This is a genomic window from Chryseobacterium sp. GP-SGM7 (assembly GCF_049166575.1).
In the GTDB taxonomy this organism is placed as follows: Bacteria; Bacteroidota; Bacteroidia; order Flavobacteriales; family Weeksellaceae; genus Chryseobacterium.
Genome location: NZ_JBMHFF010000001.1, coordinates 722,576 through 747,456 on the forward strand (window position 1 = coordinate 722,576; position 24,881 = coordinate 747,456).

26 protein-coding genes and 1 riboswitch are annotated in these 24,881 nt (G+C 32.6%); of the genes, 4 read left to right on the forward strand and 22 right to left on the reverse strand.

What is annotated here, in order from left to right; all coding sequences use genetic code 11:
• Window positions 1-99 precede the first annotated feature (99 nt).
• Window positions 100-516 carry an META domain-containing protein gene (locus ACOOWA_RS03255; protein ID WP_421373185.1) on the forward strand — a complete coding sequence of 139 codons (417 nt, stop codon included), beginning with the start codon at window positions 100-102 and terminating at the stop codon, window positions 514-516.
• Window positions 517-571: 55 nt separating this feature from the next.
• Here ACOOWA_RS03255 and ACOOWA_RS03260 read toward each other — a convergent pair whose 3' ends face one another.
• The 12 genes from ACOOWA_RS03260 to ACOOWA_RS03315 form a co-directional block, all read right to left on the reverse strand.
• Window positions 572-811, reverse strand: a complete 240-nt coding sequence (locus tag ACOOWA_RS03260) for a hypothetical protein (RefSeq protein ID WP_002977986.1) — start codon at window positions 809-811, stop codon at window positions 572-574.
• Between the two features lie 38 nt (window positions 812-849).
• A complete protein-coding gene (locus ACOOWA_RS03265) occupies window positions 850-2,166 on the reverse strand; it encodes a hypothetical protein (protein ID WP_421373186.1) in 1,317 nt (438 codons plus the stop codon).
• 103 nt (window positions 2,167-2,269) lie between these two features.
• A complete protein-coding gene (locus tag ACOOWA_RS03270) occupies window positions 2,270-3,163 on the reverse strand; it encodes a 3-hydroxybutyryl-CoA dehydrogenase (RefSeq protein WP_421374638.1) in 894 nt (297 codons plus the stop codon).
• Entirely contained in the window at window positions 3,163-3,585 is a 423-nt protein-coding gene (locus ACOOWA_RS03275) for a hypothetical protein (RefSeq protein ID WP_421373187.1), read from the reverse strand. The genes ACOOWA_RS03270 and ACOOWA_RS03275 overlap by 1 nt, the downstream gene beginning before the upstream one ends.
• Before the next feature lie 30 nt (window positions 3,586-3,615).
• Window positions 3,616-4,494 (reverse strand): CGA/CIA family class A beta-lactamase, encoded by an 879-nt coding sequence (bla-A, locus tag ACOOWA_RS03280; RefSeq protein WP_421373188.1) that lies wholly within the window; start codon window positions 4,492-4,494, stop codon window positions 3,616-3,618.
• A 117-nt stretch (window positions 4,495-4,611) separates the two neighbouring features.
• Complete coding sequence (locus ACOOWA_RS03285; protein WP_421373189.1) at window positions 4,612-5,319, reverse strand: LytR/AlgR family response regulator transcription factor; 708 nt, start codon at window positions 5,317-5,319, stop codon at window positions 4,612-4,614.
• Window positions 5,297-6,067, reverse strand: coding sequence for a histidine kinase (locus tag ACOOWA_RS03290; protein ID WP_421373190.1), 771 nt, complete (start codon window positions 6,065-6,067; stop codon window positions 5,297-5,299). The genes ACOOWA_RS03285 and ACOOWA_RS03290 overlap by 23 nt, the downstream gene beginning before the upstream one ends.
• A gap of 109 nt (window positions 6,068-6,176) precedes the next feature.
• Window positions 6,177-6,548, reverse strand: coding sequence for a hypothetical protein (locus ACOOWA_RS03295; RefSeq protein ID WP_421373191.1), 372 nt, complete (start codon window positions 6,546-6,548; stop codon window positions 6,177-6,179).
• A 9-nt stretch (window positions 6,549-6,557) separates the two neighbouring features.
• Window positions 6,558-7,751 (reverse strand): alanine dehydrogenase, encoded by a 1,194-nt coding sequence (locus tag ACOOWA_RS03300; RefSeq protein WP_421373192.1) that lies wholly within the window; start codon window positions 7,749-7,751, stop codon window positions 6,558-6,560.
• 69 nt (window positions 7,752-7,820) lie between these two features.
• On the reverse strand, window positions 7,821-8,228 hold the full coding sequence (gene tsaE, locus ACOOWA_RS03305; protein ID WP_421373193.1) for a tRNA (adenosine(37)-N6)-threonylcarbamoyltransferase complex ATPase subunit type 1 TsaE: 408 nt from the start codon (window positions 8,226-8,228) through the stop codon (window positions 7,821-7,823).
• Between the two features lie 66 nt (window positions 8,229-8,294).
• Window positions 8,295-8,885, reverse strand: a complete 591-nt coding sequence (locus ACOOWA_RS03310; RefSeq protein WP_421373195.1) for a transglycosylase domain-containing protein — start codon at window positions 8,883-8,885, stop codon at window positions 8,295-8,297.
• A gap of 39 nt (window positions 8,886-8,924) precedes the next feature.
• Window positions 8,925-9,539, reverse strand: a complete 615-nt coding sequence (locus ACOOWA_RS03315; protein WP_421373196.1) for a hypothetical protein — start codon at window positions 9,537-9,539, stop codon at window positions 8,925-8,927.
• Window positions 9,540-9,647: 108 nt separating this feature from the next.
• Here ACOOWA_RS03315 and dnaG point away from each other — a divergent pair, with 108 nt between their 5' ends.
• Together dnaG and clpP are read left to right on the forward strand one after the other, a co-directional pair.
• Window positions 9,648-11,633 carry a DNA primase gene (gene dnaG, locus ACOOWA_RS03320; RefSeq protein WP_421373197.1) on the forward strand — a complete coding sequence of 662 codons (1,986 nt, stop codon included), beginning with the start codon at window positions 9,648-9,650 and terminating at the stop codon, window positions 11,631-11,633.
• Between the two features lie 211 nt (window positions 11,634-11,844).
• Window positions 11,845-12,531: an ATP-dependent Clp endopeptidase proteolytic subunit ClpP gene (clpP, locus tag ACOOWA_RS03325; protein WP_421373198.1), complete on the forward strand. Its 687-nt coding sequence runs from the start codon at window positions 11,845-11,847 to the stop codon at window positions 12,529-12,531.
• Between the two features lie 76 nt (window positions 12,532-12,607).
• Here clpP and ACOOWA_RS03330 read toward each other — a convergent pair whose 3' ends face one another.
• The 8 genes from ACOOWA_RS03330 to ACOOWA_RS03365 form a co-directional block, all read right to left on the reverse strand.
• The gene (locus ACOOWA_RS03330) at window positions 12,608-13,729 is read right to left on the reverse strand and encodes a T9SS type A sorting domain-containing protein (protein WP_421373199.1); all 1,122 of its coding nucleotides are present in this window, start codon (window positions 13,727-13,729) and stop codon (window positions 12,608-12,610) included.
• A 7-nt stretch (window positions 13,730-13,736) separates the two neighbouring features.
• Entirely contained in the window at window positions 13,737-15,011 is a 1,275-nt protein-coding gene (locus ACOOWA_RS03335; RefSeq protein ID WP_421373201.1) for a T9SS type A sorting domain-containing protein, read from the reverse strand.
• Window positions 15,012-15,114: 103 nt separating this feature from the next.
• Window positions 15,115-15,310: riboswitch (cobalamin riboswitch) on the reverse strand.
• A 152-nt stretch (window positions 15,311-15,462) separates the two neighbouring features.
• Window positions 15,463-16,221 carry a triose-phosphate isomerase gene (gene tpiA / locus ACOOWA_RS03340; RefSeq protein WP_421373203.1) on the reverse strand — a complete coding sequence of 253 codons (759 nt, stop codon included), beginning with the start codon at window positions 16,219-16,221 and terminating at the stop codon, window positions 15,463-15,465.
• Window positions 16,222-16,329: 108 nt separating this feature from the next.
• Window positions 16,330-16,707 carry a GxxExxY protein gene (locus tag ACOOWA_RS03345; protein ID WP_421373204.1) on the reverse strand — a complete coding sequence of 126 codons (378 nt, stop codon included), beginning with the start codon at window positions 16,705-16,707 and terminating at the stop codon, window positions 16,330-16,332.
• A gap of 40 nt (window positions 16,708-16,747) precedes the next feature.
• Complete coding sequence (locus tag ACOOWA_RS03350; RefSeq protein WP_421373206.1) at window positions 16,748-18,874, reverse strand: S9 family peptidase; 2,127 nt, start codon at window positions 18,872-18,874, stop codon at window positions 16,748-16,750.
• A 20-nt stretch (window positions 18,875-18,894) separates the two neighbouring features.
• Window positions 18,895-19,245 (reverse strand): TerB family tellurite resistance protein, encoded by a 351-nt coding sequence (locus ACOOWA_RS03355; protein ID WP_421373207.1) that lies wholly within the window; start codon window positions 19,243-19,245, stop codon window positions 18,895-18,897.
• Between the two features lie 86 nt (window positions 19,246-19,331).
• Window positions 19,332-20,441 carry a BT_3928 family protein gene (locus tag ACOOWA_RS03360; RefSeq protein ID WP_421373209.1) on the reverse strand — a complete coding sequence of 370 codons (1,110 nt, stop codon included), beginning with the start codon at window positions 20,439-20,441 and terminating at the stop codon, window positions 19,332-19,334.
• Window positions 20,438-21,010, reverse strand: a complete 573-nt coding sequence (locus tag ACOOWA_RS03365) for a DUF1599 domain-containing protein (RefSeq protein WP_421373210.1) — start codon at window positions 21,008-21,010, stop codon at window positions 20,438-20,440. Before ACOOWA_RS03365 ends, ACOOWA_RS03360 begins: the two co-directional genes overlap by 4 nt.
• Before the next feature lie 112 nt (window positions 21,011-21,122).
• Here ACOOWA_RS03365 and folP point away from each other — a divergent pair, with 112 nt between their 5' ends.
• Window positions 21,123-21,998: a dihydropteroate synthase gene (gene folP / locus ACOOWA_RS03370; protein ID WP_421374640.1), complete on the forward strand. Its 876-nt coding sequence runs from the start codon at window positions 21,123-21,125 to the stop codon at window positions 21,996-21,998.
• Between the two features lie 30 nt (window positions 21,999-22,028).
• Here folP and ACOOWA_RS03375 read toward each other — a convergent pair whose 3' ends face one another.
• Window positions 22,029-24,482 (reverse strand): DUF5686 family protein, encoded by a 2,454-nt coding sequence (locus ACOOWA_RS03375; RefSeq protein WP_421373212.1) that lies wholly within the window; start codon window positions 24,480-24,482, stop codon window positions 22,029-22,031.
• 145 nt (window positions 24,483-24,627) lie between these two features.
• Window positions 24,628-24,864 carry a hypothetical protein gene (locus tag ACOOWA_RS03380; RefSeq protein ID WP_421373213.1) on the reverse strand — a complete coding sequence of 79 codons (237 nt, stop codon included), beginning with the start codon at window positions 24,862-24,864 and terminating at the stop codon, window positions 24,628-24,630.
• Window positions 24,865-24,881: the final 17 nt, after the last annotated feature.

The following is a 24,881-nucleotide window of genomic DNA, read 5'->3' on the forward strand; positions in this document are numbered from 1 at the left end:
GACCATCACTTTTCAGGAAATTTGATTTAACATAAATCTAAATTTTTAGAAATGAATTAGTAATAATTTCCGTAAATTTGAATTAAATCAAAAAGTAACATGAAAAATATAGTTCTAGGAATATTCGCAATGGCATTAGTTGCTTCTTGCGGAACAATGAAAAATACATCTTCGTCTGCTTCTAAAGTTGGCAAAGCACAACCGTCAATCGCCAATACAAAATGGACTTTAGCAGATAATGTAAAAGGACAGGCTCCGACATTGAATATCGAAGGCTCAAAAGTGAATGGAAATGCAGGTTGCAACAGATATTTCGGTTCTGTGGTAATGGAAACTGCTTCAGGACAGTTTACCCCTTCAGGATTAGGTTCTACAAAAATGGCTTGCAATAATATGAGTGTTGAGAAAAATTTCCTCGATATGATGCAGAAAGCCAATAAATATGTGGTTTCAGGAACTACTTTAGAGTTGTATCAGGATAATCTGTTACTGTTGAAATTCAATAAATCCGAATAAACAAAATAAAAAAGGAACTCGCAATGAGTTCCTTTTTTATTATAAGTGAATTTTCTTAATCTTCCTCTTCTTCGTCGTATTTAGCCAACTCTTCGTCGCACCATTTGAACGCCGCTTCCACTACTTTTGTAGCTTCATCTGCCATTGTTTCTTCATCGTCACCTTCCAAATCATCTAGCCACTCAACTTCCTCTTCTTCAACATTTAAGATGAATCTTGGATATTCTGTATGTACTACGAATAAATCTTCAGGAAATTCCGAATTGTCTGCCAATAAAAACTTTGGTAATTTCATTTTTTTAATGTTTTAACTTTAAATCAAAGATAATAAAATTATTGGTATTTGTTCTTGTCGAGCTTAATTTTTTGTAAAACTTTATAAGGCGTTAATGTTGTTTTTTTTAAGGTGTCTTGTGCTTTAAAAGTAAAATCTATATCTGAATTTACAGTGCCGATCAATTCAGAAATCTGAACTTTTTCAAGATCTTCAAAATCTTTTATGTAAAACTTCAAAGGAACCTTATCAAGATTTTCTGCTTTTAAATAATCTGAAATTTCAGCCCGGTTCTTTAAATAATTTGCTTTTGAAAGCCATGTGAAAGTAAATCCTGTCACAAGACTTAATGCTCCTATTAAATAGATTTTCTTTTCAAAAATTTCAAAAAGTTTTTTAAAATAAACCAACCAGATAGGAAAAGTAAACGGAGATAATAAACGATAACCTAAAGGATCAGTAGAATAGAAATATTGGATTAAAAATGAACAGATAATTCCGGAAACTCCAATAGTAACAAAAAATTTTTCTGTTTCTGAAAGCTTCTTTCGTACAAAAAGAAAGATAATTACTAAAATATTCATTAAGCCGATTCCGTAAATTCCCAAATTGATAATTCCTCCTCCCGGATTTGAGATATGCACAAAAGGATTGAAGCTCGTCGCTAAACCTTGTGCAAATTCTATAAGTAAAAGAGAAGTCGGCTTTAAACCTATTTCAAGAAAATCACCCACATAATTTTTATTAAATAAATCGATGAAGAAAAATTTATAAAAAACTATGTAAAATGCAGCGATAATGGCAGAGAATATAAATGTTTTCCCATAATTTTTTTTCAACCTTATTAAGCCGAATAATCCTGTTCCTCCGATAATGAAAAGTGCGCTGTACCGAATATTAAAAGTTAAAATTAAAGTAAGCGATAAATAAAGTAGTGCCTTTTTATTTGTAAATTTTTCTTCTATAATTGAATGAGCAACAAATAATAAAATAAAAACAGAAAATAAAGTTAATGTTTCACTGAATGTTGCCGCAAAAATACTTACAAAGCCAAATAATGAACAGGTTATAATTGCCTCCCGTAAATAAAAGTTTGTTTTTTTAGCGATGAAAATAATGAGTAAAAATGAAAAAATTCCCACAAGTTTACTGCTCCAAAATTCATCTAAACCAAAAAAAGTGAAAAATTTAATACTGAAAATGTATCCTAAAGGTGTAATGGTATTATCGATTTCCGGAAAAACATGAGCCGATCTCATAAACCTGATTCCATCGGGAGTTACCCTGCCTTTTTCATTCAGTAAAAAACGCAAAATGGTCATCACTAAAGTAATGATGACCATTGATATTTGAATGTATTTTTCTTTAAATTTCAATATAAACGGTTTAAGGTTTAGAGTTTAAGGTTTAAAGATAAAACTAATGATTTAATATTCAAAGTTTGAGAATTTAAACTTCCAACTTCGAGCACCCAGCTTCCTACTTTTTCGAAAACATTTTTGCTACTTTTTCCGCCTTTTTGCTTTCAGAATAATCGTAGAAACCTTCTCCTGATTTTACACCTAATTTTCCTGCCATTACCATATTTACAAGCAATGGATTTGGAGCGTATTTAGGATTTTTGAAACCGTCATACATTACGTTTAGAATTGCCAGACAAACATCAAGTCCGATAAAATCTGCCAATTGAAGCGGTCCCATCGGATGAGCCATTCCTAATTTCATTACCGTATCAATTTCCTCCACTCCTGCAACGCCGTTGTACAATGTTTCGATAGATTCATTTATCATCGGCATCAGAATTCTGTTTGCCACAAAACCCGGATAATCGTTCACTTCAACAGGAACTTTTCCTAACGTTTTGCTCATTTCGTAAATCGCATCAAAAGTTTCTTTAGAAGTAGAGTAGCCTTTGATGATTTCTACCAGTTTCATGATCGGAACAGGATTCATAAAGTGCATTCCGATTACTTTGTCTGCTCTTTTTGTGGCTGCAGCAATTTTAGTAATAGAAATTGATGATGTGTTGGTTGATAAAATGCAGTTTTCAGGAGCAAATTCATCCATCTGAGCGAAAATTTTCAGCTTCAGATCCTGATTTTCTGTTGCCGCTTCTACTACTAAATCTGCATTTGTTACTGCATCCTTTAGTTGTGTAAAAGTGGTGATATTTCCTAGAGTTTCATTTTTTTGTTCTTCTGTAAGATTTCCTTTTGCAATAATCCTGTCCAGGTTAGTGGTAATCGTTTTTAAACCTCTGTCTAAAGCCTCCTGAGAAACATCTACCAAGTTTACACTAAAACCGCTTTGTGCGAAAGTATGTGCAATACCATTTCCCATAGTTCCGGCTCCGATAACGACAATGTTTTTGATCATTTTAATTTTTCTTTTTTATATATAGTTAGATTATTAATCTGTTTTAAATTTGCCTTTTTTACCAATTCTGTACTTTGGAAGTTTACAATTCCGTCACTGCTTTGGTTTCTCGTATTATTTTGAGAATTAATAGCAGAGTTAAGACCTTTTATAAAGCTTTGTCTCTTTGTTTTTGAAAGAGCATCAATTCCTACAAATAATTTGAATTCACCTTCTCTTCCCAAACCAGATTGCCTGAAAACTTCAATTTCTTTTACTTTGTTTTTCGTTTTAAAACTTTCAATATAATTCATTACCGGAGCCGTAGAAGGTGTTCCGCAACAAATGCTGTTGTAACTTATTTCATAGAAGTTTTCACTTTTTTGTGCATAGAAAAATACGCAGCTAAAAATTCCCAGAGTTAAAAATATTTTTTTCATTTTGATGGTTTTAAAATTAACATTAAAATTTTACTTATTAAAATAATCCCAGACAATCTTTGAAATGTCTGAAATCATCTTACAATTCACGTCATCTGTTTCCGTAGAATTGTTTACAAATACAGCTATTGCATAATGTTTGCCATTCGGTAAAGTTACCATTCCCATATCATTTTCAGCAACCGTTAAATCATTATCATATTTCCCTGAAGCTCCTGTTTTATGCGCTACAGGAGTGTTTTTGGGAAGTTGCTCAATCAATTTATTCGTGCCGGTTTTTGTTCCGAGCATAATTTTCATCAGGTAATCTGTCGATTTTTTTGAAAGAAGTTTTCCGTCATAAAAAGTTTTCAGAAGATTGACGGCAGATTGTGTTGTGCTGTAATTTTTGTATTGATTCTTCCAGTCTTTATGCATTTCTTCTTCATTCACTTTGATCTGAAAACCTTTTACACCTTTAGAATTCATAAATTTCTGAACAGTTTGTGTGCCTCCGATCATCTTTAATAATTTGTCGCATCCGTTATTATCGCTCAATGCAACGGTATAATCGATGATTTCACCTAAAGTTAATTCAATATCTCCGGTCGGATATTTTTCTTTTATCGGCGACCAGGTTTTGGGTAATAATTCAGATTCTTTTAAAACAACTTTTTGATCTAAGGATAATTTCCCCTGATCAACCCAATCTAAAACTGCAATTGCAATATGAAATTTAAAAACACTTAAAGTCGGAAGATTTTTATCAGCATTTTTATTGTATTTAAAATCATTTTCAAAGCTTAAAACAGAAACTCCCACGGTTGCTTTTTTATCTTTAATAACAGAGTTGATTTTCTGGTCTAAAGCAGATTGCTGAGCAAAAATAAATGCTGAAATAAAAAGGAAAAGTATGCTTATTTTTTTCATAATATGATGTTAAAAAAAATCTCTTTCAGTAAATAAAAGAGATTTGCAATTTAAGATTTTTTATTATTTGAGATAAGAATTATTTTGTTTCAGATATATTCTATGAAAATAAGCAGTTTATTTCCCGAACATTTCTATCAATGAATTTCTATATATTTCGCCGATGTGAATTTTTAAAAACTGATTCGGTTCTAGGGAAATTGTAGTGATAATTTCGTTGGTTGACAGAACTTTTACCGAAGACAGTGCGATAATTTCTTTTTTATTAACCTGTGCAAAATCTTTTGAAGGAAGCATTTCTAAAAGAGATTTAAAATTAAGATTTTTCAAAACAATTGAAGTTCCATCTTTTAGAGTAATTTCTTTGTCTCGGCTGTCGATGTCAGAAGTTTTAACATAAACAATTTGCTCAGTGAAAATCGTAGATTTACCGATGTTGGTATTCCATTCGATGAATTCTTTTTTAGTATTTGCTAAAAGATCAGCTGCTTTTTGAAATGCCTGAACCAGTCTTTCTTTTTTGATGGGCTTTCTTACATAATCTACAACATTTAGGTCAAAAGCTTCGGCTGCATATTCTTTGTAAGCGGTGGTAAAAATGATTTTTTTTGAATCTGAAATTAATTCGGCAATCTGTAATCCGGTCATTCCAGGCATTTCGATGTCTAAAATACAGAGATTACAGTCGATGTTTCCGATTTCGCTGAGAAATAATTTAGGATCATTAAAAGCTTTTACAACTTCCACGTTTTCAATTTGTTCGCAGATGAGTTTTAGATAGCTTATCGCCAGCAATTCATCATCAAGAATAACGCATTTTATCATAGAATTCGCCCAAATTAATTGTTAATTCTGCCGTGAAGATACCATTTTTTGAGTTTTTTTGAAGTGTGTAAAAATCATTATAAATCATTTTCAGTCTTTGATCCAAAGACTGGCTTCCAAAACCGCTGTTTTCTTTTGGTAAAATATTTTTCAGAGAAGCTTTATTGCTCACTTTCATCGAAAAAATTCTGTTATCTAATTCCAATTGAATGGATATGAATGAATCCTGTGCAAGAAAATCGGTGTGTTTAAAGGCGTTTTCAATTAAATCAACAGAAATTAAAGGTGCAAAAACTTTTTCCTCAAAAATAGAATCAGACTTATCAATTTTAGATTTAATTCTGAAATCAAAAAGTGGGTTTACCTTAATTTTATTGATTTCAATAAGACTTAAAGCGAAATTTAGTTCTTCTTTCGGACTTACAAATTTGTTGTTGCTTTCGTAAAGAATATAATCGAGAACATTTGCCAGTTTGTCGAGTGACATATACGTTTGATAGGCATGAGACTGTACAGAATTGAGAATGTTTTTAAATAAATGCGGATTGAGTTTGGTTCCGATATGTTCCAATTGAACTTCATTTAATTTCTGCTCAATGATTTTATTGGTTTCAAAAAGCCTGAAATTTTTATTTTTCAGACGCTGATTTTGGCTGAAAAGATAAATAGCAACCGTTAAAAAAAAGAAAATAGCAAAAACGCCGATGAAAATCAGATAATCTTGAATAAGATAGAGATTGCCTTCCATTTTTTAAAGAGAATATTTAGATGAAATGATTTTGCTTTCCGCTAATTTTTTTGTCACGAATGCAAAAGTTTTTAAATAATAATTCGTGCATTCGCGGCATATAATAATTTTATTTCAGCTTTCTCAGACTGTTTAAAACTGCTTTTTCTTCGCACTTTTCATAAGTAACCTCGTAAACAGGATTTTTTTCTGGATAGACGAGTACATAATCAGGACAAGGTTTTTTCTGAGCATGACTGCGGTCAAAATCTATTTTCCCTAAAGTAATGATGCTGTCTTTTAAAAATTTTTCATCAACTTTTAAAGCGGTCATTTCATTTTTAAACTGGTCAGAATATTGAAAATCTTTTGATAATGTTTCGGCGATAACACGGCTGTTTGGTAAATATCCGCTGCAGCTTACGCCTTTTTTATTAAGAACAAAAAATACAATCAGAAATCCCGGGAGAAGTCCTATTAAAAAGAATTTAAGTTTTTTCATCAAGAAAAATTAGAAAATTAAAAGATTGATATCGTGGTACGTAAGTCCGAAACGGTCGCAAATTACTTTTTTGGTATGTCTTCCTTTATACATATACAGGCTTTGTTTCATTTCGTTTTTGCGGAGAAGCATATTTTCGAAACCGCCTTCTTCATCATAATTTAAGATATACGAAAGGAAGAAATTAGAGATCGCTTTTGTTGTCGTTCTTGGCATTTTCGAAGTAAGATTTGGCAATCCGCAATGAATCACGCCATGTTTGATAATGTAAGGATCTTCCATTGTTGTTAATTCAGAAGTCTCAATGGCTTTTCCGTTGTCAATCACGATGTCGATAATTACGCTGCCTTTTTTCATTTTCATCACCATATCTTCGGTAACAATCGGTTGTGAATTAAGCCTTGGTAAAGCTCCGATAACGACATCGGCTCTTCTTAAACTTTTTCTTAATTCCTTAGGATCAATAATGGATGTAGGAACCCGGCTGTCAACCAAAGTGTGAAGTCTTCTCAGTTTTGAAAGGGAATTGTCGAAAACTTTTACACTTGCTCCCAAACCAATGGCAGCTTTTGTGGCAAACTCACCTACGATTCCTGCTCCAATCACCACTACTTCTGCAGGTCTTACTCCTGTAATCCCGCCAAGCATTAATCCGTTTGATAAAGCTAATAATTCTGAAGCGTATAAAATAGAAACCGTTCCTGCGATTTCTCCGATCAATCTTACTAATGCCAATTGTTTGTATTCATCAGCGATAAATTCGAAAGCAATGGCGTTGACTTTTTTCTCGGCTAATTTTAAGAAATAATCTTTATCTCGTAAATTGATCTGAAGTGCGGAAACCAGATACATATTCGGTTTTAAATAATCGATTTCTTCTTCTGTAGGCGGATTTATTTTCAAAACCAAATCCTGGGAAAATGCCTCTTTCGCATCCTGAGTAATTCTCGCTCCAGATTCTGAGTATTGTAAATCTGTAAAAAATGAGCCTTGTCCTGCTCCGGCTTCGATGATTATTTCGTGACCATGTTCTACCAAAACCTGCACTGCATCAGGAGTTATACATGTTCTCCTTTCATTAAGACAAGTTTCTTTAGGAACTCCGATGCTGAATTGTTTCCCTTTTTTAATAACTTCCAGCTTCTCTTCCTGCGGCATTAATTCTTCCTCGGAAAAAGGAGTAAAAATATTTGTAGTACTCATTATTTATTCAATTATAACTTACAGAAAATTATTTTGTACAATCGATTTCTTTAAGCAAAGATATACTATTTAATCGAATGTAATCTCTCTGCTTTCTCCCGTATTATTGATGCTCATCGAGTGATAATCCAGTCCGTAAAGTTCTTCTTGATACACTTCGGGCCATTCGATGATGCATAAAAATGAGTTGTCGAGATATTCTTCAATACCGATGTCATAAACTTCATCAATATTTTTTAAACGGTAAAGATCGAAGTGGAAAATTTTTCCTTTCGGTGAATTGTACTCATTGACAATGGAGTAAGTAGGAGAATTGACTTCATCTTCGCTGCCTAAATTTTTAAGCAGAAATTGAGAGAATGTTGTTTTACCAGCTCCTAAGTTTCCTTTTAACAAAAGAATATTGTGCTTTAGTTTAGGTAAAATTGATTCTACGATTTTTTGCCAGTCGTTGATTTGATGGATGGTAAAATTCATGCAATTTATTTGAGACTACAAAATTAATAAACCTTTTAAGTATAAATAAATTTTGGACTGAAATTATTAATTGATTAAATTTTTAAGGTAAATATTATAATGCCTTTTGATGCTTTTACTTGCTTTTTCAGGATTTCTGTTTCGGTTATTTTTTAAAGGTTGCTCATAGATTGCAAAAACTTCTGCAAGTTCTAAAGGCTCTAGATTTTCGATAGACTTATTGAATAAAGATTTTGAAACTGTATCAATTCCTTTTCTTTTTTCTAAAAAATCAAAATTGTTCAAATTATAACTTAGGCATTCGGTTTGAGTGAAGTTGCGTTCAATATACCGTGTAACATGAAAATAATCAATTGGAGAAACGTTTTTAATTTCTAATGTTGGCAAAATTTTATGCGACATTTGATAACAAGGGCAATCTTTCTGATAATCTGAACTAAGAAAAAAGTTCCATGAATTTTTTGATAATGAATTTTTGTAAATAGTGTTGTAAAATCTGGTTACGTTTTGTGGGAGCTTTTTATTGACTCTCATATTTAATAAAATTGTTCTTTTCGCTTTGTTATCTAAAATATAGTTTCCACCAAATTCTAAATATAAAATAAATAGAAAAATTGATGTAAGAATCAGAAAAGATATTTTTTTGAGATATTTCATTATTGCACAAACAATTGAATTTTAGTTTTGCGATTTCATTTATTTTACCTCAATAAATATATCACCATCCGTAAGATTTGCCGTAAAACTGCTAATCCCACAACTTTCCCATACCATAGAATTTGTTCCTGTAGGATAGTTTTGTAATAAATTTTGCTTTTTAATAACATTTTCAAGCGAAAAAGTATCATTAAAACAAATTGAAAAATCTCCTGTTTCCTGAGGGATAAGTTTAACTTCGTAACGATACAGTTTTTCTGCGGTATTTTCGATTGCTGAAGAGTATAAATTACCATTAGGACAGTTTGCATAATTATCGATCTGAAAATCTTTAGCGATAATTTTAAACTTATTCAGAGCATACTGTAAATTGTAAGTGACTTTATTTTTAATTAATTTAGAAACAGAAATCATAAATAGAGGATTTTTCTCCATTTTCACAGAATCTTTCGAAATCACATTAAATCCGTTTACAGAAACACGACCTCGAATTGTAATCGTATCATTAATATGATATACTTTAGAATTATCTAAACTAATTTTTATTGGGTCCGGCACCACTTCGATATCCTCATTGTGAAAACCGGAACAGTCTGTAGACATCAAAAGGTGAAGAGTGAAAATAAATGCTAAAACAAGGTAAATTTTCTTCATTCAATTTTTTCGCTAAAAGTACACTAAAAAATAATTAATTAAACTAAATTTTAAGCAATTGAAAGTAATTTTATTGAAGCTCAAAATCATTTCATTACTTTTGCCAATATGATTTCCAAGCAGTCGATCGATAAAATATTTTCAACAATCAGGGTAGAAGAGATTGTTGGCGAATATGTGCAGTTGAAAAGAGCGGGATCCAATTTCAAAGGTTTGAGTCCGTTTCATGAAGAAAAATCGCCAAGTTTTGTAGTTTCTCCAAGCAAGCAGATTTGGAAAGATTTTTCCACGGGAAAAGGGGGAACTGCAATTTCGTTTTTAATGGAAATTGAAAATTTCACCTATCCTGAAGCTCTCCGTCACGCTGCCAAAAAATACGGAATCGAAATTGAAGAAGATCAACGCGAGTTTTCCGAAGAAGCTAAAAATGCTCAGTCTGAAAGAGATATTCTCTACAAAATACACGAAGTTGCCAACGATTATTTTCAAAATATTCTTTGGGAAAATGATGAGGGAAAAGCAATCGGACTTTCATATTTCAGAGAGCGTGAACTGAAAGATGACATTATCAAAAAATTTCAGCTTGGTTATTCACCAGAAAAGAAAAATTCATTTACCGAATATGCGATTGAAAAAGGATATTCTAAGGAGATTTTAGAAAAATCAGGACTGGCAATTTTCCCTGAAAATGCTCCGAACGGAATCGACCGTTTCCGTGAAAGGGTAATGTTCCCGATTCACAGTTTTTCGGGAAGAGTTTTAGGTTTTGGGGCCAGAATTCTTAAAAATAATATTAAAACCGCCAAATATCTCAACTCTCCTGAAACAGAAATTTACCACAAATCAAATGTTCTGTATGGTTTAAATCAAAGCAAACAGGCGATTTCAAGAAAAAATATCTGTCTCTTAGTGGAAGGTTATATGGATGTGATTTCACTTCATATGTCCGGAATTGAAAACGTGGTGGCAAGCTCAGGAACTTCTTTAACGACGGAGCAGATTAAGCTGATCAAAAGGCTCACAGAAAATGTAACGATTCTTTTTGACGGTGATAACGCAGGAATAAAAGCGAGTTTCAGAAGTATAGATATGCTTTTAACGGAAGGGATGAACATCAGAGTTCTGCTATTTCCGGATGGCGATGATCCCGATTCTTTTGCCCGAAAACATCCACAGGAGTATGTCGAAAAATTCATCGAAAATCAGGCGATGGATTTCATTGATTTTAAAGCTGAAATTCTTTTAAAAGAAGTCGGAAATGATCCGATCAAAAAAGCTGAAGCAATCCGTGATATTGTAAAATCGGTTGGTTTCGTTCAGAATGCTTTGAAAAGGGAGGTTTATTTAAAGGAAGTCTCGAATAAATTTGGTCTTTCTGAGCAGAGTTTGTTTAATGAACTGGATGTTCAGAGGCAGGTTTCACAAAATCAAAGTCAGCACGCTCAACAGCAAAAAGAAAGTGCCGCTCCCGTAAAAATGGAGATTGTTCCTTTTGATGAGGAGAAAAGTGATCCGTATCTGTATGATGTTTTGTTTATGGAAAACAAATTGATCGATCATATGTTGATGTTTGGAGATATTGTTTTAAAACGAACCGACGATAATAATACGGAATATCAAATTACCGTTATTGAAGAAATTTTGCATCATTTTGATGAAGAACAGTATAAATTTCTGGTAAAAGGAAACGAAATTATCATTGATCAGGTAAAAGAAGGAATTCAGAATGACGAGCTTCGAAGCGGAAGCTTTTTTATAAGTTTTATGGATGAAGAAATCACCACAAAAGTTGTTGATGCATTAATTCCTCTGGATGAGCTTGAAAACTGGAGTTCAAGAAATATTCATCCGCCTAATTATGGTGATAAAGTTGCCGAGCAAATTAAAGGAGATGTTTTGCTTCATAAATACAGATATATCGATTATTTAATGAAAGAGACTATTTCTGAGCTTGATAAATACAGCAGTACCGATGAAGCAAAGTATTTTGAGCTCATCAAAAAAATTACTTTATTGAAACAGGCTTCGATGAGATTGAATGACATTATAGAATATTCGCCCATTAAAGGAATTTATGTGGATAGGAAGAGATAGTAAATAGTTGATCGTTTTTAGTTGTCAGTTGATAGTCTATAATTCGGGTTTAAACGGATAATTAATTATTCATACAGGTTAAAATTAATTTGAAGAATTTTAAACCTAAACCTAAACCTTACAATCTAAACTGACAAAAAGTCTTATAAATTTTTAGGAATAAAAGTTGTAATTTACAGTTCAAATAAATTTTAAAAATACCAATAGAAATATGGACATTAAAAAAGAATTCAGAGATTTCTCTACGAAACATTTAGGAAACAACGGTTTGGTAACCGATCAGTATATGGGAATGTTTAACCCAACCAATCTTACGCCTTACATCATGGAAGAAAGGAGATTAAACGTTGCACAAATGGACGTTTTCTCTCGTTTGATGATGGACAGAATTATTTTCTTAGGAACAGGAATTGATGATCAGGTTGCAAACATTGTAACGGCTCAGCTACTTTTCCTGGAAAGTGCAGATCCTTCAAAAGATATTCAGATCTACATCAATTCTCCGGGAGGAAGTGTTTATGCAGGTTTAGGGATTTATGATACAATGCAGATCATTAAACCGGATGTTGCAACAATCTGTACAGGTATTGCCGCTTCTATGGGAGCTGTTTTATTGGTTGCAGGTGAAAAAGGAAAACGTTCTGCGTTAAAACACTCAAGAGTGATGATTCACCAACCTTCCGGTGGAGCTCAAGGTGTGGCTTCAGATATGGAAATCAATTTGAGAGAAATGTTGAAACTTAAAAAAGAGTTGTATGACATTATTTCAGATCATTCCGGACAGACTTACGAGTGGGTTGAGAAAGCTTCAGACAGAGATTACTGGATGACTTCTACCGAAGCAAAGGAGTTTGGAATGGTAGATGAGGTTTTACAGAGATCTAAAGAAAAGAAATAATTTTTTCTTGAGCTAAAATAAAAATCCCCGTTCACTGACAAAAGTAAGCGGGGATTTTTTGTGTTTTTAGAATCGTTTATTTTTTAATTATCTTATGAGTGGTTGTTGATTTGTATGTTTTAATTTCAACAAAATAAACTCCTGATGGAAAGCTTTGAATATTAATTTTTTTATGTAAAGTATTCATTACTTTTTGCCCGGAAATAGAGTAGATGTTTATATTTTTAATGTCATCTTTTGTTTCGATTACAATAAAATCAGTCACAGGATTTGGGTAAATCTTAAAAGTTTCCTTTACAGAATTTGAAGCACTTAAAGTAAGATTCGCTTCAGTTGGCGTAAAAGGTCTTCTTGTACCGAAACTCAATCCGAACCAATCATTATTATTTAAAGTAATCGCTGAAAGATTGGCGTTGGTTTTCCAGTTTGATAAATTGGTTCCTTTGTATAATTTCCAAATATTTGTTCCGCTTGCTGTTCCTGAAAAAGAATTTAATGATAAAGTTGAAACCTGATTGGAAGCTGAAGTGTAATTAAATGTACTTGTTTGTGCATCAATTAATTGTAAAGCCTGTTCCGCAGTAATTGTTCCGTTATATTGAATTCCGAATACGAAAGAATTGGCGTTTCCGTTTGAATTATTAGTTCCGAAATCTATCACAACTAAGCTTTTGTTAGAACCTGTTCCAATCCAGTTGGTGATTTGAGAAGCATTGTACCAAAGCGAACTGTATGCTGGAATTGGTGTTGCAGGAGCTTGAGCAGTTGGATTACTGAATCCGTAACTTGCACCATACCATTTTCCGTTTGAGATGGTTCCGGTATTCATCCAACCTGCCATAGACCAGTTATTAGTATCGTCTCCACTCCACAAACTCCAATAATCAGGAACAGACTGTGCAAGATGTTCATTAAAGGAAATTTTATCGAGAAAACCATTGTTGAAGGTTAAATTATAATCAAATGAAGATTCTGCGCTTTTAATCATCTGCAACATTTGAGGTCCGGTCACATTTTGTCCCGGATTAAATTTTACTCCCCAAACATATGATCTGTCATCGGTTCCATCTTTGAAATCTGCAACAAAATACGCAGTCTGAGAACCTGTTCCCACAAAAAACTTTACATCATTCGCCGTAAATTGCGCTAGACAATTTCCAACAATAAGAATAAACCAAAGACTAAATATTTTTCGCATTGTAATCTTATTTAATGATTAATTTTTCGCTGAAACTGTTATTTTTATCAGTAATTTTTACAATATAAATTCCCTTAGAAAGTGCACTTACATCAATTCCGTTTTCTGAATATTGAGTATTAATTGCAATTCTTCCATTTAAATCATAAACCTTAACATTTCCCGAATATAAACCCTCGACAAAGAATTTGTTGCTTGCAGGATTCGGATATAATGACAATTTAGAAGCTTTAGCATTTTCAACAGTTGAAAGAGAAGCGTTGCTGTATGCAATAATTTGGTTTGGCAGGGAAGTTACCGTAAAAGTGTTTAATAAAGAACCTTGTAGATCGTAAGTGTAAATTTTTCCCGGTGCAATATATCCTTGTGGATCAGCTGCATATATTTTATTATTTACAACATTAAATCCATAAGCAGTTCCATAGCTGTTTACCGTAATCGGCGTAATGGCAATCGGAGTTGTAGTAATTGAAGGCGAAGCGATTGATGTTTTATAAATCGAAGCTTCGTTCATGTAATAAATATTCGTTCCGTCGGTGTCCATATAAGATGGTTTTACTCCCACCGGAAATGTTGTGCTTGAGGCTACAGTTTGTGTCGTTGTATTGTAAACAGTAAGTCTTCCAAAAGATGTTGCAGAATAAGGATCTCCCGAACTCATAATATACAATAAGTTATCTTTTTCAAAAATACTGTTTGGAGAATTTCCGACATTTACCTGAGATTCAACCGTATTGGTTGTAGTATTGATAATATCCATAAACTGATTCAATCCGAAACCTCCTTTCAATAAAACATACAATTTATTGTTTTTAGCAAAGATTTTTTCAGGACCATTTCCTACAGGAATATTTGCTTCGTGAGCATAAGTGCTTATATTATAAACGGATACGTAATTTGTTGTAGAACCGTTTCCTCCCCAATTGGTTACATAAAATTTATTTCCGCTGAATGCGATGTATCTTGGATTGTCAAGATTGGAAGAGATTGTTGTAATCAATGAAAAATCAGATTTGTTGATGACTTTGATTTGGTTTGAAATATTTAAAACTACAAAAATCTTATCACCAAAAATTTTAATATCCTGAGCTGTATCGCCCAATACAGCATTGTTATTTTTACTTTTGTAGTAATTGTTGGTGACAACCGATTGGTTATTAATGAAAGAAATTTCAGCAGAATTGCTTCCCGCACCGCCTTCGTTGAGTACCAAGACTCCTTCAGTCTGAGCATTTGCAAAAGAAATTACAAACGCAAGAATAAGAAAATAGATTTTCTTCATGATATAATTTAAATTAAAGTTTTATTCCCGAAACTTCACTGCAGGGAAAAACATTCATGAAAAAACCTATAAAGATTCTTATTTCATAAACTTTTCTTCCCGAAAGTTGAAATTCATTTAAGGCAGGTCTCCTGGCTTGCATCTTATTATTACCTTCCCATTTTGTTTCAGGCAAAACAGTGGTTTTCCTTATAATAAGTCGAATAGCTTACAGTTGCGGGTACAGCTCAAGAATTATTGTATTTCACTTGATTCCCTATTAATGAACTCGAGGTTCAACCTTAAACTTCTGCAAAGATATTACTTAAATTTTGATTGTTATTTTATTAATAGTTTAATAATTTTTAAATTATGTTGAATAATAAATAATTTAAAAATCAATATTTTATTAATTTAACTAAAAAAGACATACCAGATGATATGTCTTTACTTTTTCGTATGAATAATTTTCTTAATTAAAACCTTCAATAATTTTTGAGAAATCTTCAAGTTTTAAAGCAGCTCCACCGATAAGACCACCATCGATATCTGGCTGAGAGAAGATTTCTTTTGCGTTATCAGGCTTTACAGAACCACCGTAAAGGATAGAAATTTCGTCAGCAACTTCCTGTCCGTATTTTTCAGCGATAATTCCTCTGATGTGAGCGTGAATTTCCTGCGCCTGTTCCGGCGTTGCAGTTTCACCCGTTCCGATTGCCCAAACTGGCTCGTAAGCAATCACCACTTTTTTTATTTCTTCAGCAGAAAGAGTAAAAAGAGCAGTTTCGGTCTGAGTTTTTACCACGTCAAAATGTTGTCCGGCTTTTCTTTGCTCTAAAGTTTCTCCGTTACAGTAAACAGGAATTAAACCTTTATCTAAAGCTAATTTTACTTTTTTATTGCAGCTTTCGTCAGTTTCACCGTGATATTGTCTTCTTTCAGAGTGACCGATCAAAGAACCGGTTGCGTCGATAGATTCAAGCATATCTGCTGAAAGTTCGCCTGTATAAGCTCCGCTTTCAAATTCGCTCATATCCTGAGAAAATACTCCGATTTCGTTTTTCTCAAAAATATCTTTTGCCATCATTAAATACAATGAAGGCGGTGCAATCCAAACTTCACAGTTGGTTGTATTTTCATTTTTGTAACTTAATAACTGAATCATTAATTGTTGAGCATCAATGACGTTTTTGTTCATTTTCCAGTTTCCTGCAACTATTTTTCTTCTCATAGTTTCTATATTATCTTTTTTGTTTTTTATAAATTAAATTTAGTACGTGAAATTTGCTATCTGCAAGAACCTTTATTTTTTCTCGCAGATTATTTTGATTTAGCAGATTTAAAGATTGTTAACGACTCTTTTTATGCTATCGATAATGTTTGTCGTATTAAAGTTGATTAATAAGCCCAATTTCTTGTTTGATAATTTTAGATAAGAATACAGTTGTTTGTAATGTATTGCTTCTAATTCTTTTATAGATTTTAATTCTAAAATTACTTTATCCTCCACTAATATATCAATTCTAAAATTTAAGTCAAACTTTTTGTTATTGTAATATACTGGAATTAAAACTTCAGATTTTACATTTAAGCCATTTTCTTCAAGTTCGTAGATTAATATTCTTTGGTAAATTGATTCCAATAAACCAGGCCCTAATTGATTGTAAACGTTAAAAATACATTTACGAATTATATATGAAATTTCATTTTCAGTCATTTAATAATCTGCAAAATTTGCTAAATCTGCGAGAACTCATTTATTTACTAATTCCCTCCAGTTTAAACATAAATGCATATTCAAGCGCAATATCTTTCAGATAATCAAATCTTCCGGAAGCACCTCCATGACCGTATTCCATATCTGTTTTTAAGAATAGGACATTTTTGTCAGTTTTCAAATCTCTTAATTTTGCCACCCATTTTGCAGGCTCAAAATATTGTACCTGAGAATCATGCAAACCCGTTGTAACTAATAAGTTCGGATAGCTTTTTCTCTCAATATTTTCGTACGGAGAATAAGATTTCATGTAATTGTATGCTTCTTTGTTATTCGGATTTCCCCATTCATCATATTCATTCGTTGTCAATGGAATACTTTCATCCAACATTGTATTGACCACATCCACAAACGGAACCTGTGCAATGATTCCATTCCAAAGTTCAGGTTTCATGTTGACAATCGCTCCCATCAAAAGTCCACCTGCACTTCCACCCTGAGCGTACAAATGTTTGGGTGAAGTATATTTTTCTTTCACTAAAAATTCTCCGGCATCGATGAAATCGGTAAAAGTATTTTTCTTTTTCATCATTTTTCCGTCTTCATACCATTGCCTTCCCATTTCCTGACCTCCGCGAATATGTGCAATCGCAAAGGCAAAACCCCGGTCTAAAAGACTGAGTCTTGTACTGCTGAACGTTGCATCCATCGAACTTCCATAAGAGCCGTAAGCGTAGAGTAGAAGCGGATTTTTTCCGTCCTTTTTATAGCCTTTTTTATAAACAATAGAAATCGGGATTTTTGTGCCGTCTTTTGCAAAAGCAAAAAGTCTTTCCGTTACATAATTGGCTTTATTGTAGCCTCCTAAAACTTCCTGCTGTTTGAGTAAAATTCTTTTTCCTGTCTGTAAATTCTGCTCAAATTGTGAGCTCGGCGTAATCATAGAAGTATATCCGAATCTGAAATAATCGGTATTGTATTCAGGATTTCCTGATGGATAAACAGTGTAAGCTGCTTCGTCGAATTTTAAGAACTCTTTTTTATTGGTTCTTCTGTCAATAATTGCCAATTGCGAAAGTCCGTTTTGTCTTTCACTGAACACGAGATAATTTTTAAACTCACTGATTCCTTCCATCAAAACATCTTTGCGGTGCGGAATAAAATCTTTCCAGTTTTCAACATTCGTTTTATCCAAAGGAGTTTCCATGACTTTGAAATTCAACGCATCTTTATTGGTTGTAATTAAAAATTTATCTTCTAAAGGCGTTACATCATACAAAACATCTTTTATTCTCGGCTGGAAAACTTTAAATGTACCTTTTGGCTCATCTGCGCTTAAAAATCTTGTTTCCGAAGAAGTTGTTGCTGAAGAAACAATCATAATAAATTTTTCATTCTTAGATTTTCCGACACCAATATAATTCGTCTTGTCTATTTCCTCATAAACCAAAACGTCTTTTGAAGGATCGGTTCCTAAAGAATGTCTGTAAATTTTCTCTGTTAAAAGAGTTTCAGGATTTTTTCCGGTATAGAAAATGGTTTTGTTGTCATTTGCCCAGGTCGCTGATCCTGTTGTATTTTTAATTCCCAAATCGACGGTTTTACCAGTCGTTAAATCTTTTAAAAATAATTTATACTGCCTTCTTGAAACGTCATCCACTCCGTAAATCATTTTAGAATTATCCGGACTGATGCTGAAACCCGCTGCAGAATAATAAGCATGACCTTCTGCAAGCTGATCTACATCCAAAAGAATTTCTTCGGGCGAACTGAGGTTGTCTTTTTTTCTGCAATATTTAAAATACTGTTTTCCTGTTTCAGTTCGTGTGTAATAATAATATCCTTTTTTGAAAACAGGCACAGATTCATCTTTTTCTTTAATTCTTGCCTTCATCTCCTGAAAAAGTTTTTCCCTGAAAGGTTCTGTATCTTTCATCATTCCTTCCCAATAATTATTTTCAGCAGTGAGATATTCAACAACCTGGGTGGAATCTTTTCCTTTTTTAAAATAATCAATCATCCAGTAATAGGGATCATTCACTTTATCATTATGAATATTTCTCAGATGCTGCTTTTTATCGGCAACCGGAGCTTTCATTTCAGGGAAAATCTGAGATTGGAACATTGTTGTACTCATTATTAAAAGGGACAGGCAGGTTTTTTTCATATCAATATTTGTATTTTTCGTTAGTTTAAGCTCCAAAGATTCTTTAAAAGAATGTAGAAAGTGTGTTCTTCATCAGTCACTTTATCATCAGCTTTAATCAGCGTTTTTGCAAACTGAATAAAGTGCAGACGTTCTTCTTCCGTAGAATCATCCAGAAAACAACGCCCGTGAAATTCAAAATGATCTTTCCATTCTTCAGGTTGAAGCAAAGCAATCGCTTCCAGTTCGTTATCTAAATTTATTTTAAAAGGAAATTCATCAGCAAGATATTGTTGTACCAACATACCTTCTTCGGGAGCAAATTCTCCGTCAACAGACGAAAGAATCATTAATAAGTGATAACCGGCGATAGATTTATTTGATTTTTGCATTTTAATAAGTTTAAAGTTTAACGTTCTGAGTTTAATGTTTTCAAAGTAATGAAAATTGACAATTCACCCATTTACAATTGACCATCTCAGTCAACATAGTTTTTTGCAGATTGTTTGTCTATAATTTTTCCTTTTTCTAAGATCAAAACAAATGGATTACTTCTTGCGATGGTTTTAATTGCAGTTCCGTCCATCATTGCGTTTTTGATTGTTTTAAAAGTATTTTGTTCGGTAGAAACACCGTAGATTACAGCTCCTTTTTGGGCATTGACTTTGGCTTCTATTTTTTTAATTAATTCAGGCGAAACTTCTTTCGGATGATAAGAGAAAACTAAAATTGTTTTTGGAGCATTAATGATTTCGTCCGTTAAATCACTTCCTGTAGGGTCTTCAATTTTAAATTTTACGATTTCAGATTTATAGCCTTCTTTAATGAGTTTAGATTCGTTTTTACCTTCTTCAATTTTCCATGGCGAACCTTCTTCCCAATATTTTGTCTGGTTTACATAATCATCCTGATTTACCTTTAGAATTTCTCCGGTTTTAGAATTTTTCATCGAATAAACAGTCTTATACTCAGAAGGATTTTTACTAATTTTATTTTTCTCAGCTTTAATATCTGTACCTATTTTATAATCACGGAAATCGATAATCGGCTCGTTGATAATTCCCTGGGCCATTATGTAAATCATAATTCCACAGAACAGTTTGAGCGCAATTGATTTAAATTTATTATTTTCAGCCTTATTTTGATCTGAATAAGCATCTTTTTTAATAAATTCTTTTCTGTAGAGAACAAAAAGAATCATCAAACCAACCAAAAGAACTACGTCTTTCATAAAGCTTTCCCAAGGTGTGAATTTAATAGCATCTCCGAAACATCCGCAATCGGTTACCACATTAAAATACGCTGAATAAAACGTCAGAAATCCAAAGAAAACACAAAGTGCAATCAAAGCGGAAAGTGTGAATTTCAGTTTTAATTTTAATAACAGCAAAAAGCCTAAAAATAATTCAAGAACGACTACAATAATTGAAAAAAACAAGGCAAATTTCTCCAAAAACGGCATATTAAAAACCGATGGCGAAAAATATTCTTCCATTTTAAAAGAAAAACCGACCAAATCCACCGCTTTTACAAAACCTGAAGCAATGAAAATTATAGCAATAATGAAACGTAATAAACCTTTGATCATAATGAATTAGTTTTTGATTCGGTTGAAATGTTCTGTTCAGAAAATTTAATAAGACAGAAAACTGCATAATTCAGCATGTCAAAATAATTGGCATCTAAACCTTCTGAAACCAGAGTTCTTCCCTGATTGTCTTCAATCTGTTTGGTTCTCAGTACTTTTTGATAAATCAAATCGGTAATTGACGAGATTCTCATGTCTCTCCACGCTTCACCGTAATCGTGATTTTTCTTTTCCATTAAAGTCTGAGCTGCAGTAGAATATTTGTCGTAAAGATGTAAAATTTCTTCAGGATTTTCATTAAAATCATTCGAAAGGCCTTTCTCCAGCTGAATCAATCCGATAATTGAATAATTAACGATCGCAACAAATTCTCCCTCTTCACTTTCGTCAATCATCTTCACATCGGTCATCTGCAATGTGCGGATTCTGTTGACTTTAATGTAAATCTGATCGGTAATCGAACTTGGCCGCAAAACTCTCCACGCTGCCCCGTAATCGTGCATTTTTTTACTGAAAAGATCACGACATTCATTAATCACTTTACCGAACTGTTCTGAAGTTTTTGACATAAATTTTCTTAATCTTTCAAAGATACAAATTACGTTTTAGGTAAAAGGAATCAGATAATAGTTTTTGAATGGAAATTGCAGACTTGAAGCAAGAAGTGAGTATTTTTACACGATGGAAAATCATTCATCGCTCATCAATAATTATTCAATAAACTGCAACGGGAAACCGGTAGATTTAAGCTTGCCAAAAATCATGGGAATTTTAAATCTCACTCCGGATTCTTTTTCTGACGGCGGAAAATTTAATAATAAAAAATCTGCTTTACATCATGCTGAAAAACTAATGAAAGATGGAGCAGAACTGATTGACATCGGACCGCAATCTACTAGACCGAATGCTGATTTTCTCAGTAGTAATGAGGAAATAATAAGAATAGGAACTGTTATTTCAGAAATCAAAAAAGAATTTCCTGAAGCATTAATTTCTCTGGATACTTTTTATGCGGAAACGGTAAAGTTTGGTTTTAATGAAGGAATTGATATTATAAATGATATTTCGGGTGGCCAATTTGATGAAAATATGTTTGATGCCGTCGCAGAAACTAAACTTCCTTATATTTTAATGCACGTAAATCCGTCTTACGAAACGATGCATAATAAAATTAAATTTGGTGATATTACATTGGAAATCAATCAGTATTTTACAAAAAAATCAAACGAACTATTACAAAAAGGAATTAAAGACATCATTCTTGATCCCGGTTTCGGATTTGGAAAAACCGTCGAAGATCAGATGAAAATGATTAATGAAACCCAGTTTATTGGATTCGGAAAATTTCCTTTATTAATAGGAATTTCAAGAAAATCATTTATATATAAACCTTTAGGAAAGTCTGCGTTAGACATAAACGAGGAAACTCAGAAACTGCATTTGCAGGTTTTGAAACAGGGTGCGAAAATCCTTCGGGTTCATGATGTTTCAGAAGCGAAGAAAACGGTTAAAATATTTTCAGACAATTTAAACAATCAAAAAACCTCTCAAAATTAAATTCTGAGAGGTTTTTGGTTTGAATATATTTTAAAATCCTAATAATTTTAGTTTAAACTGGATGGCAAAATTATCTTTAAACTTCGGCGTATTATAATATCCAACCCGATAGAAAAATCCTAAGTTGAATTGCGATGATAAGAAATTATTCCATTCTAAGCCCAATTCGTTATAAAGATGGTCTAGTTTTTTAAATTCAAACTGATGAAATTCGGGATTTTTCATATCACCGATTGTTCCTCTGTAGATAAAATCAAAACTCGAAACATTTTTCCCAAAACTTTTGAAATACCACGGAAGTCTGTGCGTTAAATAAGCACCTACAAATTTATCATTATAGTATTTTCCGCCTTCCATCGTTGCAAAACCAAGATAAGAGGTAAGATTAAAATTTAATCCGCCCTGTCCTTTTCCTAATCCGTTCATGGTGAAATTTTTCCAGATTGGTGCTTCTCCGGTAATAATTCCGCCATAAGCACGGATACCGGTTACCCCTAATTTTGTTTTAAAATTATGAACAAAAAGTGCATCAAACCTGCTGAAATTAAAATCTCCGTCTAAAGTTTTAAATCCCTGTTCGTAGTTTAAGTATAACTCGGGAAGATTCTGTTCGTACGTATACTTTCCGGTTGGCGTCATGATATTTTTAGAGTTGGGAGAATATTTTAGTGTGATGGTGGATGATGTAATATCAAACTGATTTCCCAAACCTTTAAAATCATAAGCAAATTTAGATTCTTCCTGCGTTTTTTTTGCTGAAACATTTAAGGTTAATCCGTTGGTAATATCATTCTCATAACTTACTTTGAAACCTTCATAACCATAAAAAACTCCATTATTCAGCGCAACACCGGAATTCATAATTTTCATTCTGAAATTCCATAAATTTTCTGAAAAACGACCTGCCGCCATGACATCATTGAAATATTCTACACGGAAAAAAGAATTCTTTTCCAAAGTAGTTCGAACGTCTATTCCGGCTCCGTATTTAAAGTCTTTGTCATAAATTCCGTAGGCAAAATATGCATCAGGAGAAATATATTTATTGAATCTTTCGTTCAGTTTTGCTCCTGCCCCAAAACGGAAATGTTCATATTTGTTGTAGCCAATCACTCTTGCCAAATCAAAATCTACAATTCCCAATCTTATTTTTCCTTTTAGAAGACCAGTCAGCGCCTTTGCTTTCTGATCGAGCTTGTATTTGCTGCTCAAACTGTCTATTTTTGTGTAAGTTGTTGCTTCGCGGTCTGTTAAGTTTTCGGTACGGTACTGATCGATGAGTTTTCCGTCAGAATTTTTCACATCGATTGTATATCCTTTAAAATCTTGTGGCTTTTCTTCTATCGGAGTTTTAAAATCAAAATAATCTGCGGTTGCAAACGCATAAGTCCCAAATTTCTTTCTGTTGTTTTTATCTTCCTCTTTTTCTTCTTTTGTTTTTTTGTTTTCAGATTTATCGTCATTATCAAAAGCTGCTGATCCCATTTTTATTTTATAGTTTTCTTTTACCAGAAACCATTTGTTATCTATTGGCTTCCAAATACTTGTGATACTGCCTTCACTTTTAATTTTGCTGTTGCTTTCAATTTTTTTCAGAGCATAGGTGTCTTTATCTACATAAATATAGCCATTGAATTTTCTCTTATCAGCTTTCTCTTTATAACCAACCTGTCGGAAACGAATCACATAATTTTCTCTTCCGTCAATTTCCAGAGAATCGGTAAGGAAGAATCGGTAAAGATTTCTGTTTTCTTCTTTTATTTCTTTTGGAATTACATTTCTGTTGGAACGGAAAGCCATCAATTCGTAGATAGGTTCTTTCAAACCTGCAATTTTATTGTCTAAAATATTGGTTTTTTCGCCGTATTTTTTTGAGTATAAACTTTGTGATGCTCTTTCCCAAAGAAACATTTTACTCTTACCCATCAGTTTCATCAGATTTACAGATTCAATAGAATCTTTCTTCTCCTGATTTTTCATCGGTTGTTGTGGAAGATTTTTTAAAGAATCTATTCTTTTGGCAATGTAGGTGTTGTATGATTTAATACTGTCTTCATCAAAATCTAAAGAAATTTTTTCGTAAGATTTAAATGAATAAGAATCTAGGCTTAACGGAGAGTTTTGCTTGTAATTGTCATTAATTTTTCTAAGAATTTCTAAAGCGCGCGGATCACTTTTATCATCTAAAATCACAGCCTGAATATTCTGTGTTTTGGGATCAGTTTTTGATAGAAAAACTTCCATCACTTTATCTGTAACTGCGTCATCGGTATAAAAACCTTTTGCGGAAACTTCTACTTTTTTACATTTTGTTTTAAAATTAAGAATTCCCGATGCATCAGTTTTGCCTAAATATTTTTCATCACATTTTACTGTCGCATTTGAGATTGCGGTATTATCTGATGAACTTTTCACAATAATCTTAGACTGTGAAAAAACCGTAAGGTATCCGAATGATAAAAGCAGGATATAAATTTTTTTCATAAAGAATTTCTAACAATTAAATTTCATTAGCGGGGTCAAAAAAATATACACTTTTTCAAAAAAAAATCCAAAATTGTACAATTCAAAAACAGCTATGGCAAATAAAGTGCCGCAGAAGTTAAAAATTCTCAGTATAATTTAATTATTAGTTAAGTGATGCCTGTTTTTCTGCAAATTCTTTAGAAAACTTTATTCTGTCTTCTTCAAGTTTTTCCTGATTATCGGGTAAAATGTAGTTGAATAAAATTTTATTTTCATGATCCAGAAAAATAAGTTCTTTTTCTTCACCATCAATCATCTGTGAGAAAATAGACCACATCGAGGTATCTTTTAATCTCAGTAACTCAAAAAACTGTTCTGCTTTTATTTCTATTTTTTTCATTTTTTAATAATTGCTTT